The organism is Streptomyces sp. NPDC021224, from assembly GCF_044332905.1.
Classification (GTDB): Bacteria; Actinomycetota; Actinomycetes; order Streptomycetales; family Streptomycetaceae; genus Actinacidiphila.
Genome location: NZ_JBIRPW010000005.1, coordinates 465,621 through 486,630 on the forward strand (window position 1 = coordinate 465,621; position 21,010 = coordinate 486,630).

Genomic DNA, 21,010 nt, shown 5'->3' on the forward strand with positions numbered 1-21,010 from the left:
CACTGTCTACTCTTTGCGGAGCGTCTGAAGTGACTGGTCGCGATACCTCTGAGCGGCTCACCCTGTACCTGGCCCGCCTGCGCGATGTGACGGGTGCGGACCCGATCGTCGAGGAGGTCGAGCCGCGTGAGCCGGGTGATGGCCGCGTTCTCGCACTTGCGTACAGGGACATGCCGAGCACCGGTCTCCTGACCGGGATCACGTACGGGCTCTCGCTTTCAGGCTCGGCTGATGGGACGGTCCGCCGTCATGAACTTGTCATCACGGTTCGGAGCCAAAACTTGTCCTGGGCCAGTGTTCCGGCAAAGGCTGTTGCCGCGCTGCGTGGAATCTCGCCTTTTGATCCAGGACGGGCCATTGGCTATGCCCAGCGATTTGTGGAGGAGTCGGGGATGTCGAGCCTCCTTGTGGGTGCGCCGGTAAGTAGTTTGGCGCTCCTTCCGTTTAGCGTGAGCCCGGCCGGCGTGAGAGATGAGGATGTGGTGGACTTCGTGGGGGTCTACCCGATCTACTCGTCGGAACGGGAGCTTGTGAGAAAGGATGGATTCGACGCGCTTTGGGAACGCGAATGGGATCGATGTGATCCACTGCGCGAACCGGTCGTCTGACGCTGCTGCCGCGCTACGTGGTGTCGAGAACGCCTGGTTCGACCGCAATGCCCGGCGCCCATCCAGGGCCTGCGGGTCAGGGGTGGGCGTCGCCCACCGACTCCACGAAGGTGATCATCTGCTCGTGATAGGACGCGCGGGCCGGGTTGGGGAAGCGGACGTTGTGGCGGTGGTAGCGGTGGAAGGCGATGATCACCGCCGCGTGGGTGATCTCGATGGGGAGTTGGGCGCGGTCCTCGGGAGGGAGGGGCCGACGGGGGGTGTATCCGTCGAGGAGGAGGGTGAGGCGGGTGGGGGAGAGGAAGCCGATGGGGGTTTGGCAGAGGCCGACCGCCGCCATGCCGAGGTCGAGGAGGGGGTCGTCGAGGGAGGCGGTCTCCCAGTCGATGACCGACAGGCCGCCGTCGGGGCGGACGATGAGGTTGTCGGCGAAGAGGTCGCCGTGGACGGCGACGGACGGCCGCCGGTGGTCGGCCTCGTGGCGGTCGATCTTGGTGAGCTGCCGGTCCAGCCAGGCGGCGAAGCCGCGGTCCGGGAAGTCGGCGGCTGCCGCACGGTGGGCCGGACTCAGCCGCCGGGTGCCGACGGGCAGGCCGATGCCCGCGGGCGGGAAGCCGTGGAGTTGGGCGAGGAGTTCGCCTGCCGCGGGCAGCAACTCCTCGGGGAGCGGGTCGGCGACCTCGCCGGGGATCAGCTCCTTGAGCAGGTAGGGCTTTCCGTCGAGGACGGTGATGTCGTCCCCGTCCCGGTCGGCGACGACCCGGGCGGTGGGCAACCCGAGGTCGGCGAAGGCGCGGGTGATGCGGGCCAGGTGCCGCGCGCTGGCCTCGTCGTGGTTGTCCAGCGCGGTGAGGACGTAGGCGCGGCCGTCGTCCGGGGTGTCAAGGCGGAAGCTTGAGTTGGCGGCTCCGCCCTTCAGCGGCCCGGCGGTCGGGGCATGCAGGCCGTACCGGCGTGCGACGGTGGGCAGGTCGAGGGCTTCCAGAGCGGTGTACGTGGCCACGCTGCACGGTAGCGTCTGCGCGGCGTCCGCGTGGTGTTCATACGGGGTTCAGCGGGAGACGATGGCCGCTCGGCGGTCGTGGACGAGGGTGTGCCAGCGGGATGCCGTGGTGGGGGTGCCGTCGAGCCATGTGGCGCGGGGGAGGGTCGGCGGGGGCTCGGTGGCGTCGAAGAAGTGGCTGATCTCCGCGAGGTAGGCGAACTCCGCCCCGTTGACGCAGCCGCGCAGCCGCTCCCGGGCGGCGTCGAGGGCGGGCCGGTCGGCGAGCACCGCGTGGTGGAAGCAGACGGCGAGCCTGGTGTAGGCGACGGACGAGGTGAGGCCTCCCGCCTCGGCTTCCGCTTCGACTCCGGAGGCGCGGGCGGGCAGCTCCGGGTCGGTGCCCGCGTCGCGGAGCAGCGCGGCGATGCGGGTCTGGACGTCGGCCCACCGGATGCTGGCACCCGCCAGCAACTCCTCGGCCAGCAGGATCTGCTGGTGGGCGCGCCCGGCGTCCTCGAAGGCGGCGGCGAAGGCAAGGCAGGCCTGGCTCAGTGCGGCCTCCCCGGCGCTGGATTCGGCGTCGGCCTCGCGGCGGGCGTCGTCGTAGGCGGAGCAGGCGCGGGCGATGCTGCCCTGGGTCCACCACAGGTCGCCAAGGGTGCGGTGGTGGCGGCTTCCGGCGCCGAGCTGCTCGGTGGCGGCCTGCACGGCGGGGAAGTCGCCGAGTCGGCGGGCGAGGTGGACGAGGCCGCGGGCGGCGTCGGCGGCCAGCGGGCTCGTGCCCGCGGCGACCTGCCGCATGCCGGCGGCGGACGAGTCGAGCCGGCCGAGGTCGCGCTGGCATTCGGCGAGGTAGTAGCGAGCGAGGTCCTGCGCGGGGGGCGGCAGCAGCCCTTCGGCGAGCACCGCCGTCAACTGCTCGACGGTTTCCTGCCGGTGGACGCGCTGGCGCCGCGCGACGGCGCGGAGCGTCACGGCGAGTGCGGCGGCGGCGTTTCCGCCGCGGCCCGGCGGGAGTTCGACGGGTTCCCAGATGAAGTCGGCGACGTAGCGGAAGGCGGCGTCGACGAGCCAGCCCAGTTCCAGGTCGCGGTCCCTGGCGAGCCGGAGCCCCTGGGTGAGGCAGCCGAGCAGGCGCTGCCGCCCTTCGCCGGGGGGCGGCAATTCGGTGCCGAGCGCGTCAAAGGCCCGCTGGGCGGCGCGCTGCCAGTCCGCCGCGGACCAGCGGTCCTCGGCGGTCTCGTCGGCGTCGAGGACGGCTTCGCGGATCAGGTCGTGCAGATGGTACGGCCAGGGTGCGCCGGGGTCGCTGTCCACGAACGGCCGATCGACCAACTGGAGGGTGGGGCCGTCCTGTTCGAGTCCGGAGGCGGCGGTGGCCAGGCCGACGGAGAAGGAGTCGAGCAGGCTGACCGTACGCAGCACCTGCCGCTCCGCGGTGGACAGGTCGCGGAAGGTCCGGGCCACCAGGGCGGGGAAGTCGTAGCGGAATTCGCCCACTCCGGGCTGGTGCCCGGTGCGCTGGTAGAGGTCGAGGTAGCGCATGACCGCGAGGTCGAGGTAGAGCGGCAGTCCGTGCGACCGCCGGACGATCTCGTGGCGTGTCCCGGCGGCCATGAGCGGCTGCCCGTCGCGGGTGAGGCGTCGGCTCAGGTAGCGCTCGCAGTCCTCGGCGGAGAGGTAGCCGACGCGGTGCTGCCGCGGTTCGGCCGTGGTGCCGGGGGCGAGTTGGGGCCACGCGGCGGGGCCGGTCCAGTCGAGCTGTCCGTCGAGGCGCTCGTCGTCCCACTGGAGGCGGTTGCGGCCGGTGACGACGAAGAGGGCGTTGGGCATGAGCCAGGCGACGCGCTGGAGAAGCCGTTCCAGCTCCCGGTGCGTACGGTCGCCTACGTCCTCGAAGGTGTCGAGCAGGACGACGAGGGTGCCGGACTGCTCGGCGGGGAGTTGGGCGAAGTCCCAGGCGAGCAGGTGGGCGTAGTAGGAGAGCGCGTCGGCGTCGGCGTCGGCCTCCAGCAGGTCGGCGAGCCGGGTGCAGCCGGCCAGGGCCCGCACGTTCTGCCGGTGCTCGCGCAGCGAGCCGACGACCGAGCGCAGCGTCTGGCCGACGAGGGTCCCGAGCGTGCCTGGGAGGGCGACGGCCTGGGCCACGTCCCCCAGCACGGACTGCACCTGCTCGGGCAGGGACACGGCGGTGGCGAACCGCCGAAGGAAGCCGTGCCGCCGCAGATACGCCTCCAGCGGCTCCCCGGGGTGGTTCACGTCCCAATACCGCCGCAGCGCCAGGTCGAACGCTGGCATGGGCCGACCCAGTTGCCCGGCGGTCAGCCGCAGCGCCAGCACGATGTCCTCGAAGCCCAGCCCCGACTGCCGCGAGAGGTCCACCCGGACGGGCAGCAGCCGCCCGGCCTCTGCCGGTACGGGCGTCCACTGCGGCGTGTCCTGCCCGTTGGCGGAAAGATGCGCCTCCAGCCGCCGCGAGAAGGTCGACTTGCCGATCCCGCCCACCCCGTAGAAGACCAGCACATTGCGCCTCGGTCGCTCGAAGTCCTCGACCCCGAAGCCGGGTTCGCGCAGCGACGCCGCGTGCTGGACGAGACTGCGGGCGACGGCCCCCCACTCGTCCATCCGGTCTGCGAAGACCTCTTCGGCCGTCAGGTTCTGCTGGTTGGAGCGGAACAGCGAGCGGAGATCCGACCGAGGCAAGGCAGTCCCTTCCGGCGCAACACGCAGGGTGCGAGCAGACGCACCGTCAGTCAGTGTAGGAGCACACGCCGCTGTCCGGGCGCTGTACGCGGGCGGGTGACCGCGGGAAGGTGGCCGCATGACGTGGACGGTGCCGGCGGCCGGGCGGGGCGGGGGGCTGGGGGATCTGGCCGTGCTGGGGGAGCGGGGGATGCTGGAGGGGTGGCTGGACTGGCAGCGGGAGACGCTGGTCGCCAAGTGTGCGGGGCTGGACGGGGCGCGGCTCGCCCGGGCCGCGGTCGAGCCGTCCTCGCTCACCCTCCTGGGGCTCGTGCGGCACATGGCGGAGGTGGAGCGGGCCTGGTTCCGGCGGCGGGTGGCGGGTCAGGACGTGGGAGCGGTCTGGCCGGAGGACGCGGAGGAGGGGTTCGGCGGGGTGGACGCGGCCTGCGCCGAGCGGGATTTCGCGCGGTACGCGGAGGAGGTCGCGGCGGCGCGGGTGGCGGTCGAGGGGCGGGGGCTGGACGAGACGTTCGCCGCGTCGTCGGGGAGGCGGCTGAGCGTGCGGTGGGTGTTCGTGCACATGATCCAGGAGTACGCGCGGCACAACGGCCACGCCGATCTCCTGCGCGAGCGCACGGACGGGCGGACGGGGGACTGACCGGGGCCTGGGGCCAGAGCGGCGTCAGCACGCCGAGTCCGCCTGCGGCCCACCGCCCGAGCCGGTGGCGCCCGCGCCCGGCGGCGGGGGCGGGGGCCGGGGATTTTCTCAGGTTCATGCCGCGCAACCCAGGGATCGCTCCCGGCCCCCGGGCGTAACACGCTTCCCGTTCCCGGTCGGCCATTCTTCCGGCGTAGGCATCGGAATGACGCCCGCGCCTCAGGCGGGGCCGAGGGTCGGGACGATGCTGCCCGCCGGGAAGGACAGCCGGGCCACCGGGAGGACCCAGTCGCGCCAGACCGCGAGGGGCGCGGGCAGCGGGAGGCCGTGGGCCGTGGCCGTCCGCGTGACGTGGGCCAGGGCCGTGCGCAGCGCCTCCCACTGGGGGTCGGCGGGGGCCGAGGCGGGCGGGAGGGCCGCGCAGAAGTCCGCCCAGGCCGCGTCGGGACGGGCCGTCGCCTCCGCGTGGAGGTGCAGGCACAGCGCCGGGCCGAGGGCGGGGTACGCGACGAGCGCCGCGAGCAGCACCATGCCCGCCCGGTACGGCGGTGCCCCCGCCGCGCCGGGCCCCGCCTGCGCGAGGTCGGCCTCGCGGTGGGTCCGCCGCAGCGCGGTGAGCAGACCGTAGCTGTTGGCCAGCCGCGTCACCGCGCGGGGTGTCGCCACGAGGTGGGGCGGGCCGAGCAGCCGGAGCAGGGCGAGTTCGTCGGGCTCCAGGGTGAGCGGGTCGGTGCGTTCCACGACGCGGACGGTGTCCACGCGCGGTACGGCGAGGGCCATGTCGTCCTCGTCCCCGGCCACCACCCGGTCGGACGCCGCGTCCGCACCGCCTGAGGCCCGCGCGGCTCCCGGGCCGGGCGGTGGTGGCGATGCACCGGGCGGGGCGGGCGGCGGCGTCCGGTCGTCCCGCACGCCGACGAGCTTGTCGATCATCCGCGCGTACCCGCCCGCGTCCAGCGCGGGCAGCGTCAGCACGACCTGGAAGATCTTCTCCAGGTACTGGGCCGGTGTGGACGCCCCCATGCCCGCGGCGCCCTCGCCGGGCATGGCGTCGAGGACGTCGCGGTAGTGCGCCGAGATCGCCCGCAGCAGCCAGCGGGGGTCGATCGCGACGACGACCACGAACAGCTCGACGGCGAGCAGGAGGTGGATGGCCTCCAGCATCTCGACGACCCGTGCGGGCGGGCAGCGGTCGAGGTCGTCGACGTAGATGATGATCCGGTCGATCTGCGGGAGCGCGTCGTCCGCCTCGTCGCGGGCGCCGGGGTCGTCCGGCCCGTGACGTCCGCCCCTGCCGTTCCCGCCGGGCGCGGCCCCGGCCCCTGACCCGTCTTCGCCCCCGGACCCGGCGTCCGCCCCCTCGTCCGGTGCGGCGGCCCGCCCCAGCAGGTCCGCCATCCGCTGGAAGTCCTCCCGGATCTGCGTCATGACGCCGAGCTGGCTGCGGTAGTCCCCGGCAGCGGCCCGGTCGCCGATCAGCCCGGCGAGTTGGCCGGCCGCCGTGAGGTCCTGCATCTGGCGCTCCAGCGCGGCCACTTCCGCCGCCGCCACCTCCGCGGCGGTCAGCAGCCTCGCCCGCTGCTTCTCGACGATCCGCCGTACGCTGTACCAGGCGCCCTGGAGGCGGGTCCGGGTCTCGCCGAACCGGCCGCGCAGCCATTCGGCCCCGAGGAGCAGGGGGAGCACCCCCAGGAAGCTCCCGGACCAGGGCCGTCGCGACGTCCCGAGCGTCGTGAGCAACCCGCCCGCGACCGCCACCACGACGGGCAGGGCGAGGAAGACCGCCATCCGTGCCGTGCCGACCCCGCGCAGGACCGTCCGTAGCGTGAACAGGCGTTCCTGGACGGCGGAGGCGCCGATCGCGGCCTGCCGGTACAGCCGTGCCGAGAGGGCGTCCTCGCCGACCAGATCGGTGACCTGCCGCTGCTGCTCGGGGGACAGCGCATCCCACAGGTTCCGTTCCCGCAGGGCTTCTTCGAGGCGGTCGCGGCGTCTGCGGGCGGCGTCGAGCCGTGTCCGCAGGCCGCGCGCGGAGACCAGTTCGGCGGTCAGCCGGGACATGCTCCGCTGCGCCCCGCCGGGGTCGCCCGTGCCGGGCGGGGAGGCGAGCTGTGCGAAGAGCTCGGCGACGAGGCTCGCCCACAGCCCGGTCTCGGCGTAGTGCCAGGCGTTGAACCGCACTTGCCGTACGGCGTGATGAGCCAGCGGGTTGCCCGCCCGTGCCACCGTGTCCACCTGTTCCTGCACGAGGCCCAGGAAGTGGCTCTTGCCTTCCCCCCAGTCCCCGAACAGCCCCACGGCCAGCGGTGGCCGTGCCGACCGCGCCGTGACCAGTTCCGCGAGCGCCCGCGCCTCGTCGGAGCGCGCGAGCTCGTCGGCAACGCCGAGCGCGTCCGAACGGTAGGCGGGGAGCCGGGGCACCGCACGGTCCTCCACGGCCTCCCACAGCTGGATGGATCCTTCGTCGCTGCCGACGGCCAGCAGCAACTGCCCGCCGTCGGACGCCCACGCCAGCGAGTGCACCCCCCCGGATTCAGCGCCGGAGGGCTCGCCGAGGGGAGTGAGGGAGTTCCCGCCCGCTTCCCACACGCGTGCGGTGCCGTCGTCCTCGCCGCCTGTCGCCAGCAGCGCGCGGCGCCCGCTCCGTGCCCATGCCACCGTCCCGACCCGGCCGGTGTGGGCGGCGACGGGGCCGCCCACCGGGATGAGGGAGCGGTCGGCGAATTCCCACACCCGTACGGTGCCGTCGTCGTTGCCGGCGGCCAGCAGGAGCCGCTCGTCGTCCCGCCCCCATCCCAGACGCCGGGCACCGGTGTCACCGGCCGTCGCGAGGAGGGCCAGCGATTCGTTGACGACGCCGTACACGGAGACGGTGCCGTCGGTGTGGCAGCAGGCCGTCAGGTGCCCCCCGTCGTAGGCCCACGCCATCGACCGAACGCCGATGGTGCGGCTGATGGTGGGCGGTTGGCCCAGGGGGCGGGCGGTCCCGCCGAGGGTCCACATGCGCACGGTGCCGCTCTGGGTGCCGGTGGCCAGCAGGAGCCGCCCGCGGTCCCGCACCCACCCCACCGAACGCACGTCGTCGACGGGGATGGTGCGGGCGTTGGCCAAGGAAGCGGGAGGACCCTCGTCCACATCCCACAGGGCGACGGTGCCGCTGCCGTTTCCGGCGGCGAGCAGCAGGCGCGGGCCTAGGCGCGCCCAGGCCACCGAGCGCACCGCACCGCCGGTCAGGGGGAGCCCGAAGCGCGGGACGAAGGAGCCCCCGGCCAGCTCCAGCAGCGCCAGTTGGTCGCGGGAGTATCCGGCGGCCAGGAGCAGGCGTCGGCCGTCCCGTGCCCACGCCATCGACCGCACCGCGCCGAGGGAGGGGACCATGGATCTGCCCATGCGGAGGAGCCGGAGCGGGTGGTGTCCGGGTGAGGTGCCGGGCGCGGAGCCGGTGTCGGTCACGGTCCGATGATGCGCCGGCCTCCGGCCGCCGGACCCTGGAGTTGCGCAACCGGGACATTCACGGCCGTCAGGCCGTCAGGCCGACGGGTCGGACGGCGCGGCCGCCGCCCGCACCGCCTCCGCGCGGGCGAAGGTCAGGGTCCAGCGCTGACGCGGGTTGTCCGGGTTGGCCTGCATGGACACCAGCTTCCAGCCCTCCGCCTCGACGAAGCCGATGTGCGCGTCCCGCACCTTCTCGTCGGCGAGGACGAGTCCGTGCACGTACGTGCTGTCGCCCCGTTCGCGCGCGGCGATCGCGCCCCGCATCTGCTTCTTGCGGGCCCATTCCTGCATCCGGCGTCCCATGGCGGTCCCCTCCCTGCCCGTCCCCGGCCGTCCCGGCGGGGGAAGTGGCTGGATTCTAGCGCCCGCCCCGGACGGTGATGCCTGTACGGCGGCGCAGGTGGGCAGGGTGAGGGTGATGGGGACGACGCGCAGCAATGTCCGAACTGCAATGTACAGATGCGGCCCTACGCCGCTGTCCCCTGCACTAACACCGTGACAGACTGCTTTCCAGCCACGGGAGTTGAGGAACAGGAGCCGCCGTGATGGACCCCCGGCCGGGTGGCGCGCCCACCGTCCTGCGCATGGTGCTGGGCAAGCGCCTCCAGGACCTGCGTGAGCAGGCCGGTATGAGCTTCGAGCAGGCGGGCCGGGCGCTGGACGTCACGCACGCGACCATCCGCCGGATGGAGAAGGCCGAGGTGGGACTCAAACTCCCGTACGTCGAGAAGCTGCTCATGACCTACGGCGTCACCGCGCCGGACGAGATCGCCGGCTTCCTCGCCCTCGCCCGCGAGGCCAACCGCCCCGGCTGGTGGCACAGTTTCCGCGACGTCCTGCCGGACTGGTTCAGCGCGTTCGTCAGCCTCGAAGGCGAGGCGTCGATCATCCGCGCGTACGAACCCCACTACGTGCCGGGCCTGTTGCAGACGGCGTCCTACGCGCGGGCCACCCTGCGCGCGGGCCAGCCGCACGCGCCGGGTGACGAGATCGACCGGCTGGTCACCCTGCGGATGGAGCGCCAGGCGCTGCTGCGCAAGGAGAAGGCGCCGCTGCTGTGGATCGTCATGGACGAGACGGTGCTGCGCCGCCCGATCGGTGGCCGCCAGGTCATGCGCGAGCAGATCGGCCGCCTCATCGAGGCCACCGAACTCCCCAACGTCCGCCTCCAGATCATGCCCTTCGCGGCGGGCCCGCACCCCGCCATGTACGGGCCCTTCCACATCTTCCGTTTCCAGCTCCAGGAGATCCCGGACATCGCGTACGTGGAGAGCCTGGTGAGCGGTGTCTACTTCGACGAGCGCGACGACGTCTCCGCGTTCCTGGAGGCGCTGGACCGGATGTGCGCGCAGGCCGCGCCCGCGCAGAGCACGAAAGCCATCCTTGACGGCATGCGCAAGGAGGTCTGAACCATGGACTCGCGCAGTGGCGAGGCCACCACGAACCGGAGGGCACCAGCCTTGGCCGAGCAGGGATTCACCGCCGAGGAGATCGACACGAGCAGGCCGCACCCGGCCCGCATGTACGACTACTACCTCGGCGGCAAGGACAACTACGAGGTGGACCGCGAGGCCGCGCAGCAGGTCATCCAGCTGCTGCCCGACGCGGTGCCGTCCGCGCGCGCCAACCGCGCCTTCATGCACCGGGCCGTGCGCTTCACGGCGCAGAGCGGCATACGGCAGTTCATCGACGTCGGCACCGGCATCCCGACGTCCCCGAACACCCACCAGGTCGCGCAGGAGGTCTCGCCGGACGTACGGGTCGCGTACGTCGACAACGACCCCATCGTGGCCACCCACGCGGGCGCCCACCTGCTCGGCGCGGGCAACACCGGCTTCTTCCTGGCCGACATGCGCGACCCGGACAGCGTCCTCGGCCACCCCACCATCGGCAAGCTGATCGACTTCGACCAGCCGGTGGGCCTGATGCTGGTCGCGATCCTGCACTTCATCCGGGACGACGAGGACCCGGCCGCGCTCGTCGCCGCCTACCGCGACGCCCTCCCCAAGGGCAGCTACCTGCTCTTCAGCCACGTGACCGCCGACTTCCACGACCCGGGAACGGGCTCGGAGGAGGCCGCCGACGTCTACCGGCAGAGCCGCGCCACCGCCACGTTCAACCTCCGGTCCCACGACCAGATCATGGGCCTGATCGACGGCTTCGACCTGGTCGAGCCCGGACTCGTCCAGCTCCCGCTGTGGCGCCCCGACGGCCCGACCCCGGGCGCCCGCGACCTCGTCGGCATCGGCGGCTACGGAGCCGTCGGCGTCAAGCTCTGACCGCTCCCCCGACCGCACACCACCTGACACGAAGCACCACCGCACCACCGGAGGACAGCAGCCTTGGCCGAGCAGGGATTCGCCGCCGAGCAGATCGACACGAGCAGGCCGCACCCGGCCCGCATGTACAACTACTACCTCGGCGGCAAGGACAACTACGAGGTGGATCGCGAGGCCGCCCAGCGGGTCATCGACCTCGCCCCGGAACTCGTCCCCATGGCCCAGGCCAACCGCGCCTTCATGCACCGCGCGGTCACGCTGATGGTCGAGAGCGGGATCCGCCAGATCATCGACATCGGCACCGGCATACCCGCCTCCCCGAACACCCACGAGGTGGCCCAGGCGCTGGCCCCGGACGTACGGGTCGCGTACGTCGACAACGACCCGATCGTGGCCACCCACGCGGGCGCCCACCTGGTGGGCGCGGGCAGCACCGGCTTCTTCCTCGGCGACCTGCGCGACCCCGAGAGCATCCTCGCCCACCCGACCATCGGCCAGCTGATCGACTTCGACCAGCCGGTGGGCCTCATGCTCCTGGCCATCCTCCACTTCGTCCGCGACGACGAGGACCCGGCGGAACTGGTCAGCGCCTACCTGGACGCCCTCCCGGCGGGCAGCTTCCTCGTGATGACCCACTCCACGGCCGACTTCCACCAGGCGGACGCGAACTGGGCGCAGGCGCGCGACGTCTACAAGGACCGGCACGCCACCGCAGTGCTCTCCCTGCGCTCGCACGACGAGATCCTGCGCTTCTTCGACGGCCTGGAGCTGCTCGAACCCGGCCTCGTCCAGGCCCCCCTCTGGCGCCCGGACGGTCCCCCGATGCCTGCGGAGGAGCTGGCGCACATCGGCTTCTACGGGGGCGTCGCCGTCAAGCGCTGAGCCCTGCCGGGAGCTTGCGCCGGATGTGGCGGCCCTTCGCGGAAGGGCTGGGCCGCCACGCCGGACGTCGTCAGACCTGCTGCTCCGCGGCGTAGGCGAGGAACGCCGACCATGCGGCGGGGGCGAAGGCGAGGGCGGGGCCCTCGGGGTCCTTGGAGTCCCGGACGTGGACGGTGCGGGGGGAGGTGGCGACCTCGACGCACTCGGGACCTGCGTTGCTGCTGTAGCTGCTCTTGAACCAGTGCAAGGCGGCGCTGTCGGCAGAGGGCTTGATCATCATGTCTCTCCCAAGACCTTTTCGATGAACGCCAGGGACTCCCTCGGGGTGAGAGCCTGCGCTCGGATGATCCCATACTGCGCTTCCAGCTTCCGTACGTCCTCGCGTTTAGTGATCACCATGTTGAACTCCTGTACTTCGACATGACCGATCGTCGGGCCGTTCTTCGTCTCCAGCAGCATGAGTTGGCCGCTCATCCCGGCGTGGTCCTCACGGTCAGTCGGCATCACCTGGATCTCCACATTCCGCAACTGGCCGACTTCCAGCAGTCGTTCGAGCTGACCACGCATCACCACGCGACCGCCAAGAGGACGCATCAGCGTCACCTCCTCCTGCACGAAGCTCAAGATCGGCGCGGGCCAGCGGGCGAAGATCTCCTGTCGAGCCATCCGTGCAGCCACGTACCGCTCGATCGTCTCCTCGCTGAGCAGCGGGCGGTGCATCTGGTAGAGCGCCCTGGCGTAGTCCTCGGTTTGAAGCAAACCGTGGAGGTTGTGAGTGCCGTACGCGCCCAGCGACACGGCTTCGGCCTCTCGCTTCGCGAGATCGCGGACCTTCTGCGGGTACCGTGCCCGCTCCACCTCCTTCTTGAAGTCCTTGAGCATGCCGCCCGCGCCGGTCGCCTCATCCGCCGCGTCGAGGAACTCCGGCTTCGGGGACCGGCGGCCGCGTTCGACCGACGACACCGTCTCGTCGCTGTAGCCGATGAGCCTGCCCAGCTCCGGCTGGGTCAGCCCGGCGCGCTCGCGCCAGAGCTTGATCTGCCTGCCGACCGTCTTGAGGAAGTCCGAGGAGGCCTCGCCCTCGTCCCAGTCGCGCTCGTCGTTCGTGTCGTCCTCCGCCTGCCCCGACATCGTCGTCATGGGGCTCACCTCCGCCGCTTGCGCACGTACCGGACTCGCCGGACGTACCGGTTCCGGCAACGGACAGGCCAGTGGGTGTCCGTCGCTGACTGCTTCTCAGCGTAGATACGGTCGGCCACGCTCTGTCACATGAATAGTGAAATCTCCACCCACGAAGCCTTCTCGGAGTCGGAACTCGTCCTCCGGCTGTCGTCCACGCGCTGCGGCGCGCGGCTCGCGCGGCATCTGGCCGTGCGGCAACTGCACGTCTGGGGCGTGCCGTACGACAGCGCTGCCTCGGACAACGTCGCGGCGGTCGTCGCCGAACTCGCCGCGAACGCGGTCACGCACGGGCGGGTGCCGGGGCGGGATTTCGAGTTGCGGGTGGGTCTCGTGCCGGGGGCGGTGCGGGTTGCGGTGAGTGACACGCGGACGGAGCGACGGCCGCCGGAGCCGGGGGAGTTGGCGTCGCCTGAGGCGGAAGCGGAGTCCGGGCGGGGGCTGGTGCTCGTGCAGGCGCTGTCGCGGTCGTGGGGGGTGCTGCCGCGTGTGCCGGGCAAGACGGTGTGGGCCGAGGTCGCGCGGACACCCTTCGCGGAGGTGGTGACCGGGGCGCGGTAGGCCACGTCCCGGTGGTGCGCGTCCCGGCGGGGCGCGCGCCTTGTTGTAAGGACCCTGTTTTCCAGGAACGGGGTAAGAACCTCACCCCACCGGTCCGTGGTGACGCTCACCCACATGGGTGACGGGTGGTCAGATCTTCGGGGCGGGTGGGGTACGGTCGGCGGTACAACCGCACATGAGAAGGGCCCCCGGCAGGACGGCAATCCTGGTCGAGGGCCTGACCACCAAGGAAGAGAAGAGCTTCCCGATGGCTGACGCCCAGTCTAACGCGGGCATGCCCGCCGCGCCCCTCCCCGAGGGGGCGCCACCCGCCGGAGTGATCCACGTACGGCACCGGCACGCCGACCGGTTCACGGTTGTCGGCAACCACCTCGCCCAGCATCCCCGCCTCTCGGCGGTCGCGATCGGGCTCGCGGTGTACATCCAGTCGTTGCCGGACGGTGCCCCGGTGAGCGTGAAGGCGCTCGCGGCGCGCTTCCCGGAGGGCGAGATCACCGTCCGGAAGGCCCTCAACGAGTTGCAGGCGGCGGGGTACTTGGAGCGCCGCCGGGTCCCGCTCGGGGGAGGGCGCTTCGCCACGCGGGCGTTCGCGTACGACAGGCCGGGCGGCCCGCCGGCGTCGGGTCCGGGCCGCCGCCGTACGGGCGCGGGGCGCGGTCGTACGGGGCCGGGCCGTACAAAACCGTCCCGTCCGGCTGCGGAGAGGCCCGCCCCCGTGACCTCACCCGCCGCCGATCTGCTGGCCCGGCTCAGGCTCGCGGACCCGCGCCTCCTGCTGTCCGCCGGGGACATCGCCCGCCTCGCGCCCTCCGTCGAGACCTGGCTCGCCCGCGCGGTACCCCCGGCCGAGGTCACCCGCGCCCTGACCGCAGGGCTGCCGCCGTCCCCGACCCCGATCCACGTCCCGTCCCGCCTGCTGGCCCACCGCCTGACCGCCCACCTCCCCCCACCGCTCCCGCCCGAACCCCTCCGGGCGCCCCGCCCGGCCCCGCTGCGTACGTGCGACGGCTGCGAACGCGCCTTCCGAACGGAGGACCCGACAGCGCGCTGCGCGGACTGCCGGGGGCCCGGCGGGGCGGCGCGCTACGCCTGAGCCTCGTCGGCTCGCGCCTGCCAGTAGGCGAGGTTGTTGCGGGTGGCGAGGGTGTGGGGGTGGTCGGGTCCGAGGACGCGGAGGCGGTCGTCGAGGAGTTCGGCGAACGCGGCTGCGGCTCCGGGGGCGTCTCCCGCATGGCCTTGCCAGTGGGCGAGGTTGTTGCGGGTGATGAGGGTGTGGGGGTGGTCGGGTCCGAGGACGCGCAGGCGGTCGTCGAGAAGTTCGGCGTAGGCAGTGGCGGCTCCGGCGGCGTCTCCTGCTTCGCCTCGCCAGTTGGCGAGGTTGTCGCGGGTGACGAGGGTGGCGGGGTCGTCGGGGCCGAGGACGCGGAGATCGTCGGCGAGGAGTTCGGCGAACGCGGCTGCGGCTCCCGCCGCGTCTCCCGCATGGCCTTGCGAGTAGGCGAGGTTGTTCCGGGTGGTGAGGGTGTCGGGGTGGTCGGGGCCGAGGATACGGAGGTGGTCGTCGAGGAGTCCGGCGTAGGCGGTGGCGGCTCCGGCGGCGTCTCCTGCTTCGCCTCGCCAGTTGGCGAGGTTGTCGCGGCTGGCGAGGGTGTCGGGGTGGTCGGGTCCGAGGACGCGGAGGCGGTCGGCGAGGAGTTCGGCGAACGCGGTGGCGGCTCCGGCGGCGTCTCCCGCATGGCCCTGCCAGCGGGCGAGGTTGTTGCGGGCAGAGAGGGTGTCGGGGTGGTCGGGGCCGAGATGGGCGACGGCTGCCGCGGCAAAGCTCGCGAAATAGGCCGCAGCGGTGGCGACCTGGCCGGATTCCCCGAGGCTCCTTCCGACCTGGAAGAGCAGTGAGTGGGCTTCGGGCTCGTACAAACACGCGGTGCGCGCGGGCCCCTCCTCCGCGATGGGGATCAGCGAGGCCGAGCACGCGCGCAGGGCCTGGGCCAGGGCGGTGTCGCGTTCGATGTCCGGCCACACCGCGACGAGGGCGTCGGCCGCCGCGCATGCCGTCTCGTCGTACGGTTCGGACGACAGCGTGTCCCGAGTCGCGCGCTGGACGATCTGGTGCACGCGGACGTACCCCCCCTCGTCGCCCGGCTCCGGCGCCGTCACAAGGCTCAGCCGGTGCAACGCGCGCAACGCACCGACTGCGTCGTCCGGGGTGAGCGTGTCGTCCGGTGCTAGATGTTCGAGTGCGTCCTGGCACGTCAGCACCTCCATCGGGATGCTCGGCGCCAGGAAGGAAACCAGTTCCAGCATGGGGCGGGCGAGGCCACGTGGGCGGAGGGCGTTCGCGCGTTCGACGGAGAGTTCCCAGGCGGCGGCCATGGTGTGGTGCTGGTCGTCCGGCAGCACGTCCGGGGTGACATCGGCCAGTGTGCGGACCCTGCGCGCCAGCAGGTCGCGGTACTTCGCCACGGAGATGCCCGCGTCCACGACGTACGCCGCCGCCTGGGAGAGCGCCAGCGGCAGGCAGCCCAGGTCGTCCGCCAGCGCGGCCAGTTCGTCGGCGGGTTCGGTTCGGCCCGCCTCCTCCAGGGCTGAGGCGAGGTACTTCGCCGCCTCTTCCGGGGTGAAGGTGCCGACCTGCACCAACCGCCGGCCGTCCCCGGCAAGCGCGGCATCCCGGCGGCGAGTCGTCAGCACCGTCCTGCCGTGCTCGACCGCCGGGGGCCACAGGGCGTTGACGTCCGCCGGGTCGGCGATGTCGTCGAAGACGATCAGCCACCGGCACGACTGCGTCCACAGCCAGGCCAGGAACGTACGGGAGGCCTGCTCCGGGTCCGACGCGTCCGCGCCACACACCTCGGCCCCGGCCTGGGCGAGTCCGGCGACGATCGCGGTGCGGCTGCCCGCGGAGAGCCAGACGAGCAGGTCCACGTCCTGCTCACGGAGCAGCTCGGTGGCGAGGTCGGCGGCGAGCTGGGTCTTGCCGACCCCGCCCATGCCGCTGAGGACCTGGCACAGCACCGCCGTGCCCCCGCCGCGTACGGCCTCGCGCAGCCGCGCCCGCTCGGCCCGGTCCTGGAACGCCCCCGCCCGGGGCGGCAGCACGCCCACCACATGCGGCCAGGTCACCGCGTCCCGCGGCGGGAGGTGGTACACGGTGACGTCCCGCATGGACTGCGCCGCGACCGACCCGGCGCCGCCCGCGTGAACCGTCACGTCCCGGCCCGCCGTGCTCGCCGCGCCGGCTGCCCCTTCCCCTGCCACCGCGCTCACCCCCACCCCCGTACGACTGCACGACGACTCTAGGGCCGTCCGGTCACTGCGGGCCACCGTTCCGTCACCGCATCCGGTGGGCGCCTACGCTCGGGGCTTGGCGGCGTGCTCCTGCAACAGGGCCAGAACGCCGCGGGCTTCGAGTGAGCGGGGGTGGCGGGGGCCGAAGGCGCGCTCCATGTCGGCGAGCAGGGCGGCTCCTGCGGCGACGGCTCCGGTGAGGTCTCCCGCCACCGCCCGCCAGGAGATCAGGTTGGCGCGGGTGGCAAGGGTGTCGGGGTGGTCCGGCCCGAGAATGCCCAGCTGGTCGTCGAGCAGTTCGGTGTAGGTGAACACGGCCTCGACGAACTCCCCCGTATTGGCCAGCCAGTACGCGAGGTTGGCGCGGGTGGCAAGGGTGTCGGGGTGATCCGGCCCGAGGACGCGGCGCCGGTCCTCCAGCAGTTCGGCGCAGGCGGCGGCGGCTCCGGCGGCATCCCCGGCCTCTCCCCGGAAATAGGCCCCGTTGTGGCGGGTGGTGAGGGTGTCGGGATGGTCGGGTCCCAGCGTGCGCGTCATGTCCTCGACGACATCTCCGTAGGTGGCGGCGGCTCCGGCGGCGTCCCCGTCCTGGCCCTGCCAGCGGGCGAGGTTGCCGCGGGTGGCAAGGGTGTCGGGGTGGTCCGGGCCCAGGATCCGCACCATGTCGGCCAGCAGGTCCGCGGCGGCCGCGGCGGCTCCGGTGACGTCGCCCGCCGCACCCAGCCAGAAGGCCGCGTTGGTGAAGAGGACAAGGGTGTAGCGGTGGTTGGGGCCGAACACGCGCACCACGTCGTCCAGGAGTTCTGTGACGGCTCTCGCAGCTCCGGCGGCGTCACCCGACCGGCCCTGCCAGTGGGCGGCGTTGGCGCGGGCCACGAGGGTGTCGGGATGGTCGGGGGCGAGATGGCGGGTGGTCGCGTCGGTGAGGCGCCGGAAGTAGGCCAGGGCCGCGGTCGGCTGGCCGGATTCGCCGAGACTCTGCCCGAGGCGGTGGAGCAGCGGGTGCGCGCCGGGCACAAAGAGACATGGCGGGTGCTCGGCGCCCTCCTCGGTGCAGGCGATCAGCACCGTCGCGCACGCGCGCAGGTGCAGGGCCAGGTCGGTGTCGCGCTCGATGTCCGGCCACACCGTGACCAGCGCGGAGGCGGCCCCGCGGGCCGTCTCGCCGTACCGCTCGGTGGGGAGCCTCTCGCGCGTCGCGCGCTGCACGACCTGGTGCACGCGGGCGAGCCCGCCCGCGTCGGTGTCGTCCGGTTCCGGTGCCGTCAGGAGGCTGAGGCGGTGCAGCGCCCGTAGCGCACCGGCCGCGTCGTCCGCCGTGACCGGCTGCGTGCTCCGGGCGGTGAGGTGGGCGAGCGCGGGCTCGCTCGTGAGCACGGCCGCCGGGATGCCGTCCGGGGCGAGGAGGGAGGCCAGTTCCAGCATGGGGCGGGCGAGGCCACGTGGGCGGAGGGCGTTCGCGCGTTCGACGGAGAGTTCCCAGGCGGCGGCCATGGTGTGGGGCTGGTCGTCGGGGAGGACGTCGGGGCTGACGTCCTCCAGCGTGCGCACTCTGCGGGCGAGCAGGTCGCGGTACTTGGCTGCCGATATGCCCGCGTCCACGATGTAGGCGGCGGCCTGGGAAAGGGCGAGCGGCAGGCAGCCCAGGTCGTCCGCCAACGCGGCGAGTTCGTCGGCGGGTTCGGTCCGGCCCGCTTCCTTCAGCGCCGAGGTGAGGTACTTCGCCGCTTCTTCCGGGATGAAGGTGCCGACCTGCACGATCCGGCGGCCGTTCCCGGTGAGGGCGGCGTCGCGGCGGCGGGTCGTCACGACCGTGCGGCCGTGTTCGACGGCCGGGGGCCACAGGCCCTTGAGGTCCGCCGGGTCGGCGATGTCGTCCAGGACGACCAGCCAGCGCCGTGGCCCCGCCCGCAGCCACGCCAGGACGGCGCGCGTGGCCTGCTCCGGGTCGCCCGGATCGGCCCCGCACACCTCGGCCCCGGCCTGGGCGAGTCCGGCGATGATCGCGGTGCGGCTGCTCGCTGAGAGCCAGACCAGCAGGTCCACCTCCTGCTCGCGCAGCAGCTCATCGGCCAGGTCGGCGGCGAGCTGGGTCTTGCCGACCCCGCCCATGCCGCTGAGGACCTGGCACAGCACCGCCGTGCCGCCGCCCCTCACCGCCTCGCGCAGTCGCGTCCGCTCGGCCCGGTCCTGGAACGCCCCCGCCCGCGGCGGCAGGACCCCCACCACGTGCGGCCAGGTCACCGCGTCCCGCGGCGGGAGGTGCACGTGGACGTCCCGCATCGTCTGCGAGGCGACGGACCCGGGACCCTCCGCGTGGATGAAGACGTCACGGCCCGCCGTGCTCACCGGAGCCGGAGCCGGAGCAGGGGCCGGTACCCCGTCCGACCCGGTCGATTCGTCCACCGCCACCTCCGCGGCCGTACGACTGCACGACGACTCTAGTGCTCCGACCGTCAGGTTCACCGGGTCCTGTGGCAGCCCGTGCGGCGGCGACCAGGGCCTCGTGTCCGTCGGCCTCCGCGGCCGTACGGGGGCGATGCCGAGGCGGCGAACCCGCCGGTCGGCTCTCGGACGGCCCTGGGGTCTGCCGTCGAAGGACCGCGTTCTGCTGGTCGCTGCCTACTGGCGGACGAACGTGACGACGCGCCGGATCGCCCTGCCGCGCGGTGTGTCCGAGCCCGCGGCGGACCCGACGAATCCGGCCCCCGGACACGACGTCCGGCCGCCGCCGTCGTTCAGCAGGTGCCTGCCGAATTCGGCACCTGCCAAAGGGTCGTGTCACCGGGATCGTTTTCGGTCACCCGCGGGTACCGCAGTGCGTCACGCGTTCCCCCGCACTACGTGCGTAGATCACGGATCCGGAACATCCGAGGTCATGCCGGGTGGGTCGGCGTACTCGGGGGTAAGGGGTGAAATTCCCGGTGCCCTCGGGGATCATCCGCTGCCGGGAATTCCCTTGCACCTGCAAACCCGGATTATTTCCCTCTACACGCACCGTAGTTGACCAAAGCATGACTGTTCGCGCGTGCCGCGCGGGTGATCGACTTTCCCACGGCCCACCGAGGGCCGCCAACGGAGGAGTTCACCATGAAGAAGCAGATCGCCGCGGCTGTCGCCACCGCCGGGCTCGCCCTGTCGTTCGGCGTCGCCGTCGCGCCGAGCGCCTCGGCCCAGTCGTCCAGCTACTGCAGCTACACCAACAGCCAGCCCCAGGTCGGCTACGGCAGCACGGGGGCAGCCGTCCAGCAGGTCCAGTGCGAGCTGTTCTACTCGGTGGCCTCCAGCTACCTCACGCGTGACGGCATCTTCGGCGACGCGACGAAGGCCGATGTGAAGAAGTTCCAGGGGTGTGTGGGCCTGACCGCCGACGGCATCGTGGGCCCCAACACCTGGAACGCGCTGAACTACTGGACCACGGCCGGCTTCGCCTGCTGACGCCGCCCCCGCAGGCAACCAACCAAGGAGTTCAGCCATGAAGAAGCAGATCGCCGCGGCTGTCGCCACCGCCGGGCTCGCGCTGTCGCTCGGTCTCGTCGCCGCGCCGAGCGCCTCGGCCCAGTCGACCTATTTCTGCCCCTACACCGACAGTGAGCCCCTGGTCGGCTACGGCAGCTCGGGGGCAGCCGTCCAGCAGGTCCAGTGCGAGCTGGACTACACGGTGAGCACCAGCAACCTCACCCGCGACGGCCTCTTCGGCAACGCGACGAAGGCCGACGTGATGAAGTTCCAGAGCTGCGCGGGACTGGCGGTCGACGGCGTCGTGGGGCCCAACACCTGGCGGGCCCTGGACTACTGGTACTGGCAGGAGAACTACATCTGCTGAGTTCGGCCTGAACCGACGTCACACCCCGGAATCCGCCGGCCGCCCGTGGCCGACGGCCCCCGCCCTCAGCGGCTGCGCCGCGAGAGATGCGCATGCCACGGCCCGCCGAGGGCCGTCAACGGAGGAGTCCACGCATGAAGAAGCAGATCGCGGCGGCGTTCGCCACCGCGGGTCTCGCCCTGTCGATCGGCGTCGTCGCCGCGCCCGGCGCGTCGGCCGCGTCGTCGTACCAGTGCAGCTACACCGGCAGCGAGCCCCTGGTCGGCTACGGCAACGCGGGGGCGGCCGTCCAGCAGGTGCAGTGCGAGCTGTACTACTCGCTGCTGTCCAGCAACCTCACCCGCGACGGCATCTTCGGCGCCGCGACCCAGGCCGACGTGAAGAAGTTCCAGAGCTGCGCCCACCTCACGGCCGACGGCGTCGTGGGGCCCAACACCTGGGCGGCGCTGGACTACTGGACCGACGTGAACGGCTTCGTCTGCTGACGGCCGGTCCGCACCACCGCCTGAAGCACCCGTAGAGGTCCGTCGGTCGCCCGTGACCGGCGGCCTTCCGCTTGTGTGG

Annotated in this window: 18 protein-coding genes and 1 pseudogene; 11 read left to right on the top strand and 8 right to left on the bottom strand. The window is 72.6% G+C overall.

Translation table 11 applies throughout. The features are described 5' to 3' along the window. Positions 1-29: 29 nt before the first annotated feature. Positions 30-608: a suppressor of fused domain protein gene (locus ACH4PY_RS16165; RefSeq protein ID WP_398181868.1), complete on the top strand. Its 579-nt coding sequence runs from the start codon at positions 30-32 to the stop codon at positions 606-608. 76 nt (positions 609-684) lie between these two features. Here ACH4PY_RS16165 and ACH4PY_RS16170 read toward each other — a convergent pair whose 3' ends face one another. Continuing rightward, positions 685-1,611 (bottom strand): phosphotransferase, encoded by a 927-nt coding sequence (locus tag ACH4PY_RS16170; RefSeq protein WP_398181871.1) that lies wholly within the window; start codon positions 1,609-1,611, stop codon positions 685-687. Between the two features lie 48 nt (positions 1,612-1,659). Then, entirely contained in the window at positions 1,660-4,296 is a 2,637-nt protein-coding gene (locus ACH4PY_RS16175) for an ATP/GTP-binding protein (protein ID WP_398181875.1), read from the bottom strand. A 118-nt stretch (positions 4,297-4,414) separates the two neighbouring features. Here ACH4PY_RS16175 and ACH4PY_RS16180 point away from each other — a divergent pair, with 118 nt between their 5' ends. Next, positions 4,415-4,936, top strand: a complete 522-nt coding sequence (locus tag ACH4PY_RS16180) for a DinB family protein (RefSeq protein ID WP_398181878.1) — start codon at positions 4,415-4,417, stop codon at positions 4,934-4,936. Between the two features lie 219 nt (positions 4,937-5,155). Here the strand turns inward: ACH4PY_RS16180 and ACH4PY_RS16185 are convergent, their stop codons facing one another. Continuing rightward, complete coding sequence (locus ACH4PY_RS16185) at positions 5,156-8,389, bottom strand: P-loop NTPase fold protein (protein WP_398181881.1); 3,234 nt, start codon at positions 8,387-8,389, stop codon at positions 5,156-5,158. Positions 8,390-8,464: 75 nt separating this feature from the next. Next, positions 8,465-8,734, bottom strand: coding sequence for a hypothetical protein (locus ACH4PY_RS16190; protein ID WP_398181884.1), 270 nt, complete (start codon positions 8,732-8,734; stop codon positions 8,465-8,467). Between the two features lie 281 nt (positions 8,735-9,015). Between ACH4PY_RS16190 and ACH4PY_RS16195 the strand changes: the two genes are divergently transcribed. From ACH4PY_RS16195 to ACH4PY_RS16205, 3 genes are all read left to right on the top strand, one after another. Beyond that, positions 9,016-9,840, top strand: coding sequence for a helix-turn-helix domain-containing protein (locus tag ACH4PY_RS16195; RefSeq protein ID WP_398182154.1), 825 nt, complete (start codon positions 9,016-9,018; stop codon positions 9,838-9,840). 3 nt (positions 9,841-9,843) lie between these two features. Beyond that, complete coding sequence (locus ACH4PY_RS16200) at positions 9,844-10,710, top strand: SAM-dependent methyltransferase (protein WP_398181887.1); 867 nt, start codon at positions 9,844-9,846, stop codon at positions 10,708-10,710. Positions 10,711-10,773: 63 nt separating this feature from the next. Continuing rightward, a complete protein-coding gene (locus ACH4PY_RS16205) occupies positions 10,774-11,592 on the top strand; it encodes an SAM-dependent methyltransferase (RefSeq protein ID WP_398181890.1) in 819 nt (272 codons plus the stop codon). 70 nt (positions 11,593-11,662) lie between these two features. Here the strand turns inward: ACH4PY_RS16205 and ACH4PY_RS16210 are convergent, their stop codons facing one another. Continuing rightward, the gene (locus tag ACH4PY_RS16210; protein ID WP_398181893.1) at positions 11,663-11,872 is read right to left on the bottom strand and encodes a DUF397 domain-containing protein; all 210 of its coding nucleotides are present in this window, start codon (positions 11,870-11,872) and stop codon (positions 11,663-11,665) included. Beyond that, on the bottom strand, positions 11,869-12,732 hold the full coding sequence (locus tag ACH4PY_RS16215; RefSeq protein ID WP_398181897.1) for a helix-turn-helix domain-containing protein: 864 nt from the start codon (positions 12,730-12,732) through the stop codon (positions 11,869-11,871). The genes ACH4PY_RS16210 and ACH4PY_RS16215 overlap by 4 nt, the downstream gene beginning before the upstream one ends. A 129-nt stretch (positions 12,733-12,861) precedes the next feature. Between ACH4PY_RS16215 and ACH4PY_RS16220 the strand changes: the two genes are divergently transcribed. Both ACH4PY_RS16220 and ACH4PY_RS16225 read left to right on the top strand, forming a co-directional pair. Further along, positions 12,862-13,332 carry an ATP-binding protein gene (locus ACH4PY_RS16220; protein WP_398181900.1) on the top strand — a complete coding sequence of 157 codons (471 nt, stop codon included), beginning with the start codon at positions 12,862-12,864 and terminating at the stop codon, positions 13,330-13,332. A 175-nt stretch (positions 13,333-13,507) separates the two neighbouring features. Next, complete coding sequence (locus ACH4PY_RS16225) at positions 13,508-14,425, top strand: hypothetical protein (protein WP_398181903.1); 918 nt, start codon at positions 13,508-13,510, stop codon at positions 14,423-14,425. Here the strand turns inward: ACH4PY_RS16225 and ACH4PY_RS16230 are convergent. Together ACH4PY_RS16230 and ACH4PY_RS16235 are read right to left on the bottom strand one after the other, a co-directional pair. Further along, positions 14,416-16,542 (bottom strand): tetratricopeptide repeat protein, encoded by a 2,127-nt coding sequence (locus ACH4PY_RS16230; RefSeq protein ID WP_398181906.1) that lies wholly within the window; start codon positions 16,540-16,542, stop codon positions 14,416-14,418. The two genes, ACH4PY_RS16225 and ACH4PY_RS16230, sit on opposite strands and share 10 nt — an antisense overlap. A gap of 141 nt (positions 16,543-16,683) precedes the next feature. Beyond that, positions 16,684-19,026: a tetratricopeptide repeat protein gene (locus ACH4PY_RS16235; protein WP_398181909.1), complete on the bottom strand. Its 2,343-nt coding sequence runs from the start codon at positions 19,024-19,026 to the stop codon at positions 16,684-16,686. Between the two features lie 166 nt (positions 19,027-19,192). On the opposite strand from ACH4PY_RS16235, the pseudogene ACH4PY_RS16240 reads away from it, so the two are divergent. The 4 genes and pseudogenes from ACH4PY_RS16240 to ACH4PY_RS16255 all read left to right on the top strand — a co-directional run. Continuing rightward, positions 19,193-19,309, top strand: a pseudogene (locus ACH4PY_RS16240) (transposase family protein); the annotation flags it as partial. Between the two features lie 401 nt (positions 19,310-19,710). Continuing rightward, entirely contained in the window at positions 19,711-20,058 is a 348-nt protein-coding gene (locus ACH4PY_RS16245; RefSeq protein ID WP_031520023.1) for a peptidoglycan-binding protein, read from the top strand. 37 nt (positions 20,059-20,095) lie between these two features. Next, positions 20,096-20,446 carry a peptidoglycan-binding protein gene (locus ACH4PY_RS16250; protein WP_398181914.1) on the top strand — a complete coding sequence of 117 codons (351 nt, stop codon included), beginning with the start codon at positions 20,096-20,098 and terminating at the stop codon, positions 20,444-20,446. Positions 20,447-20,580: 134 nt separating this feature from the next. Beyond that, positions 20,581-20,931, top strand: coding sequence for a peptidoglycan-binding protein (locus ACH4PY_RS16255; protein ID WP_398181918.1), 351 nt, complete (start codon positions 20,581-20,583; stop codon positions 20,929-20,931). Positions 20,932-21,010: the final 79 nt, after the last annotated feature.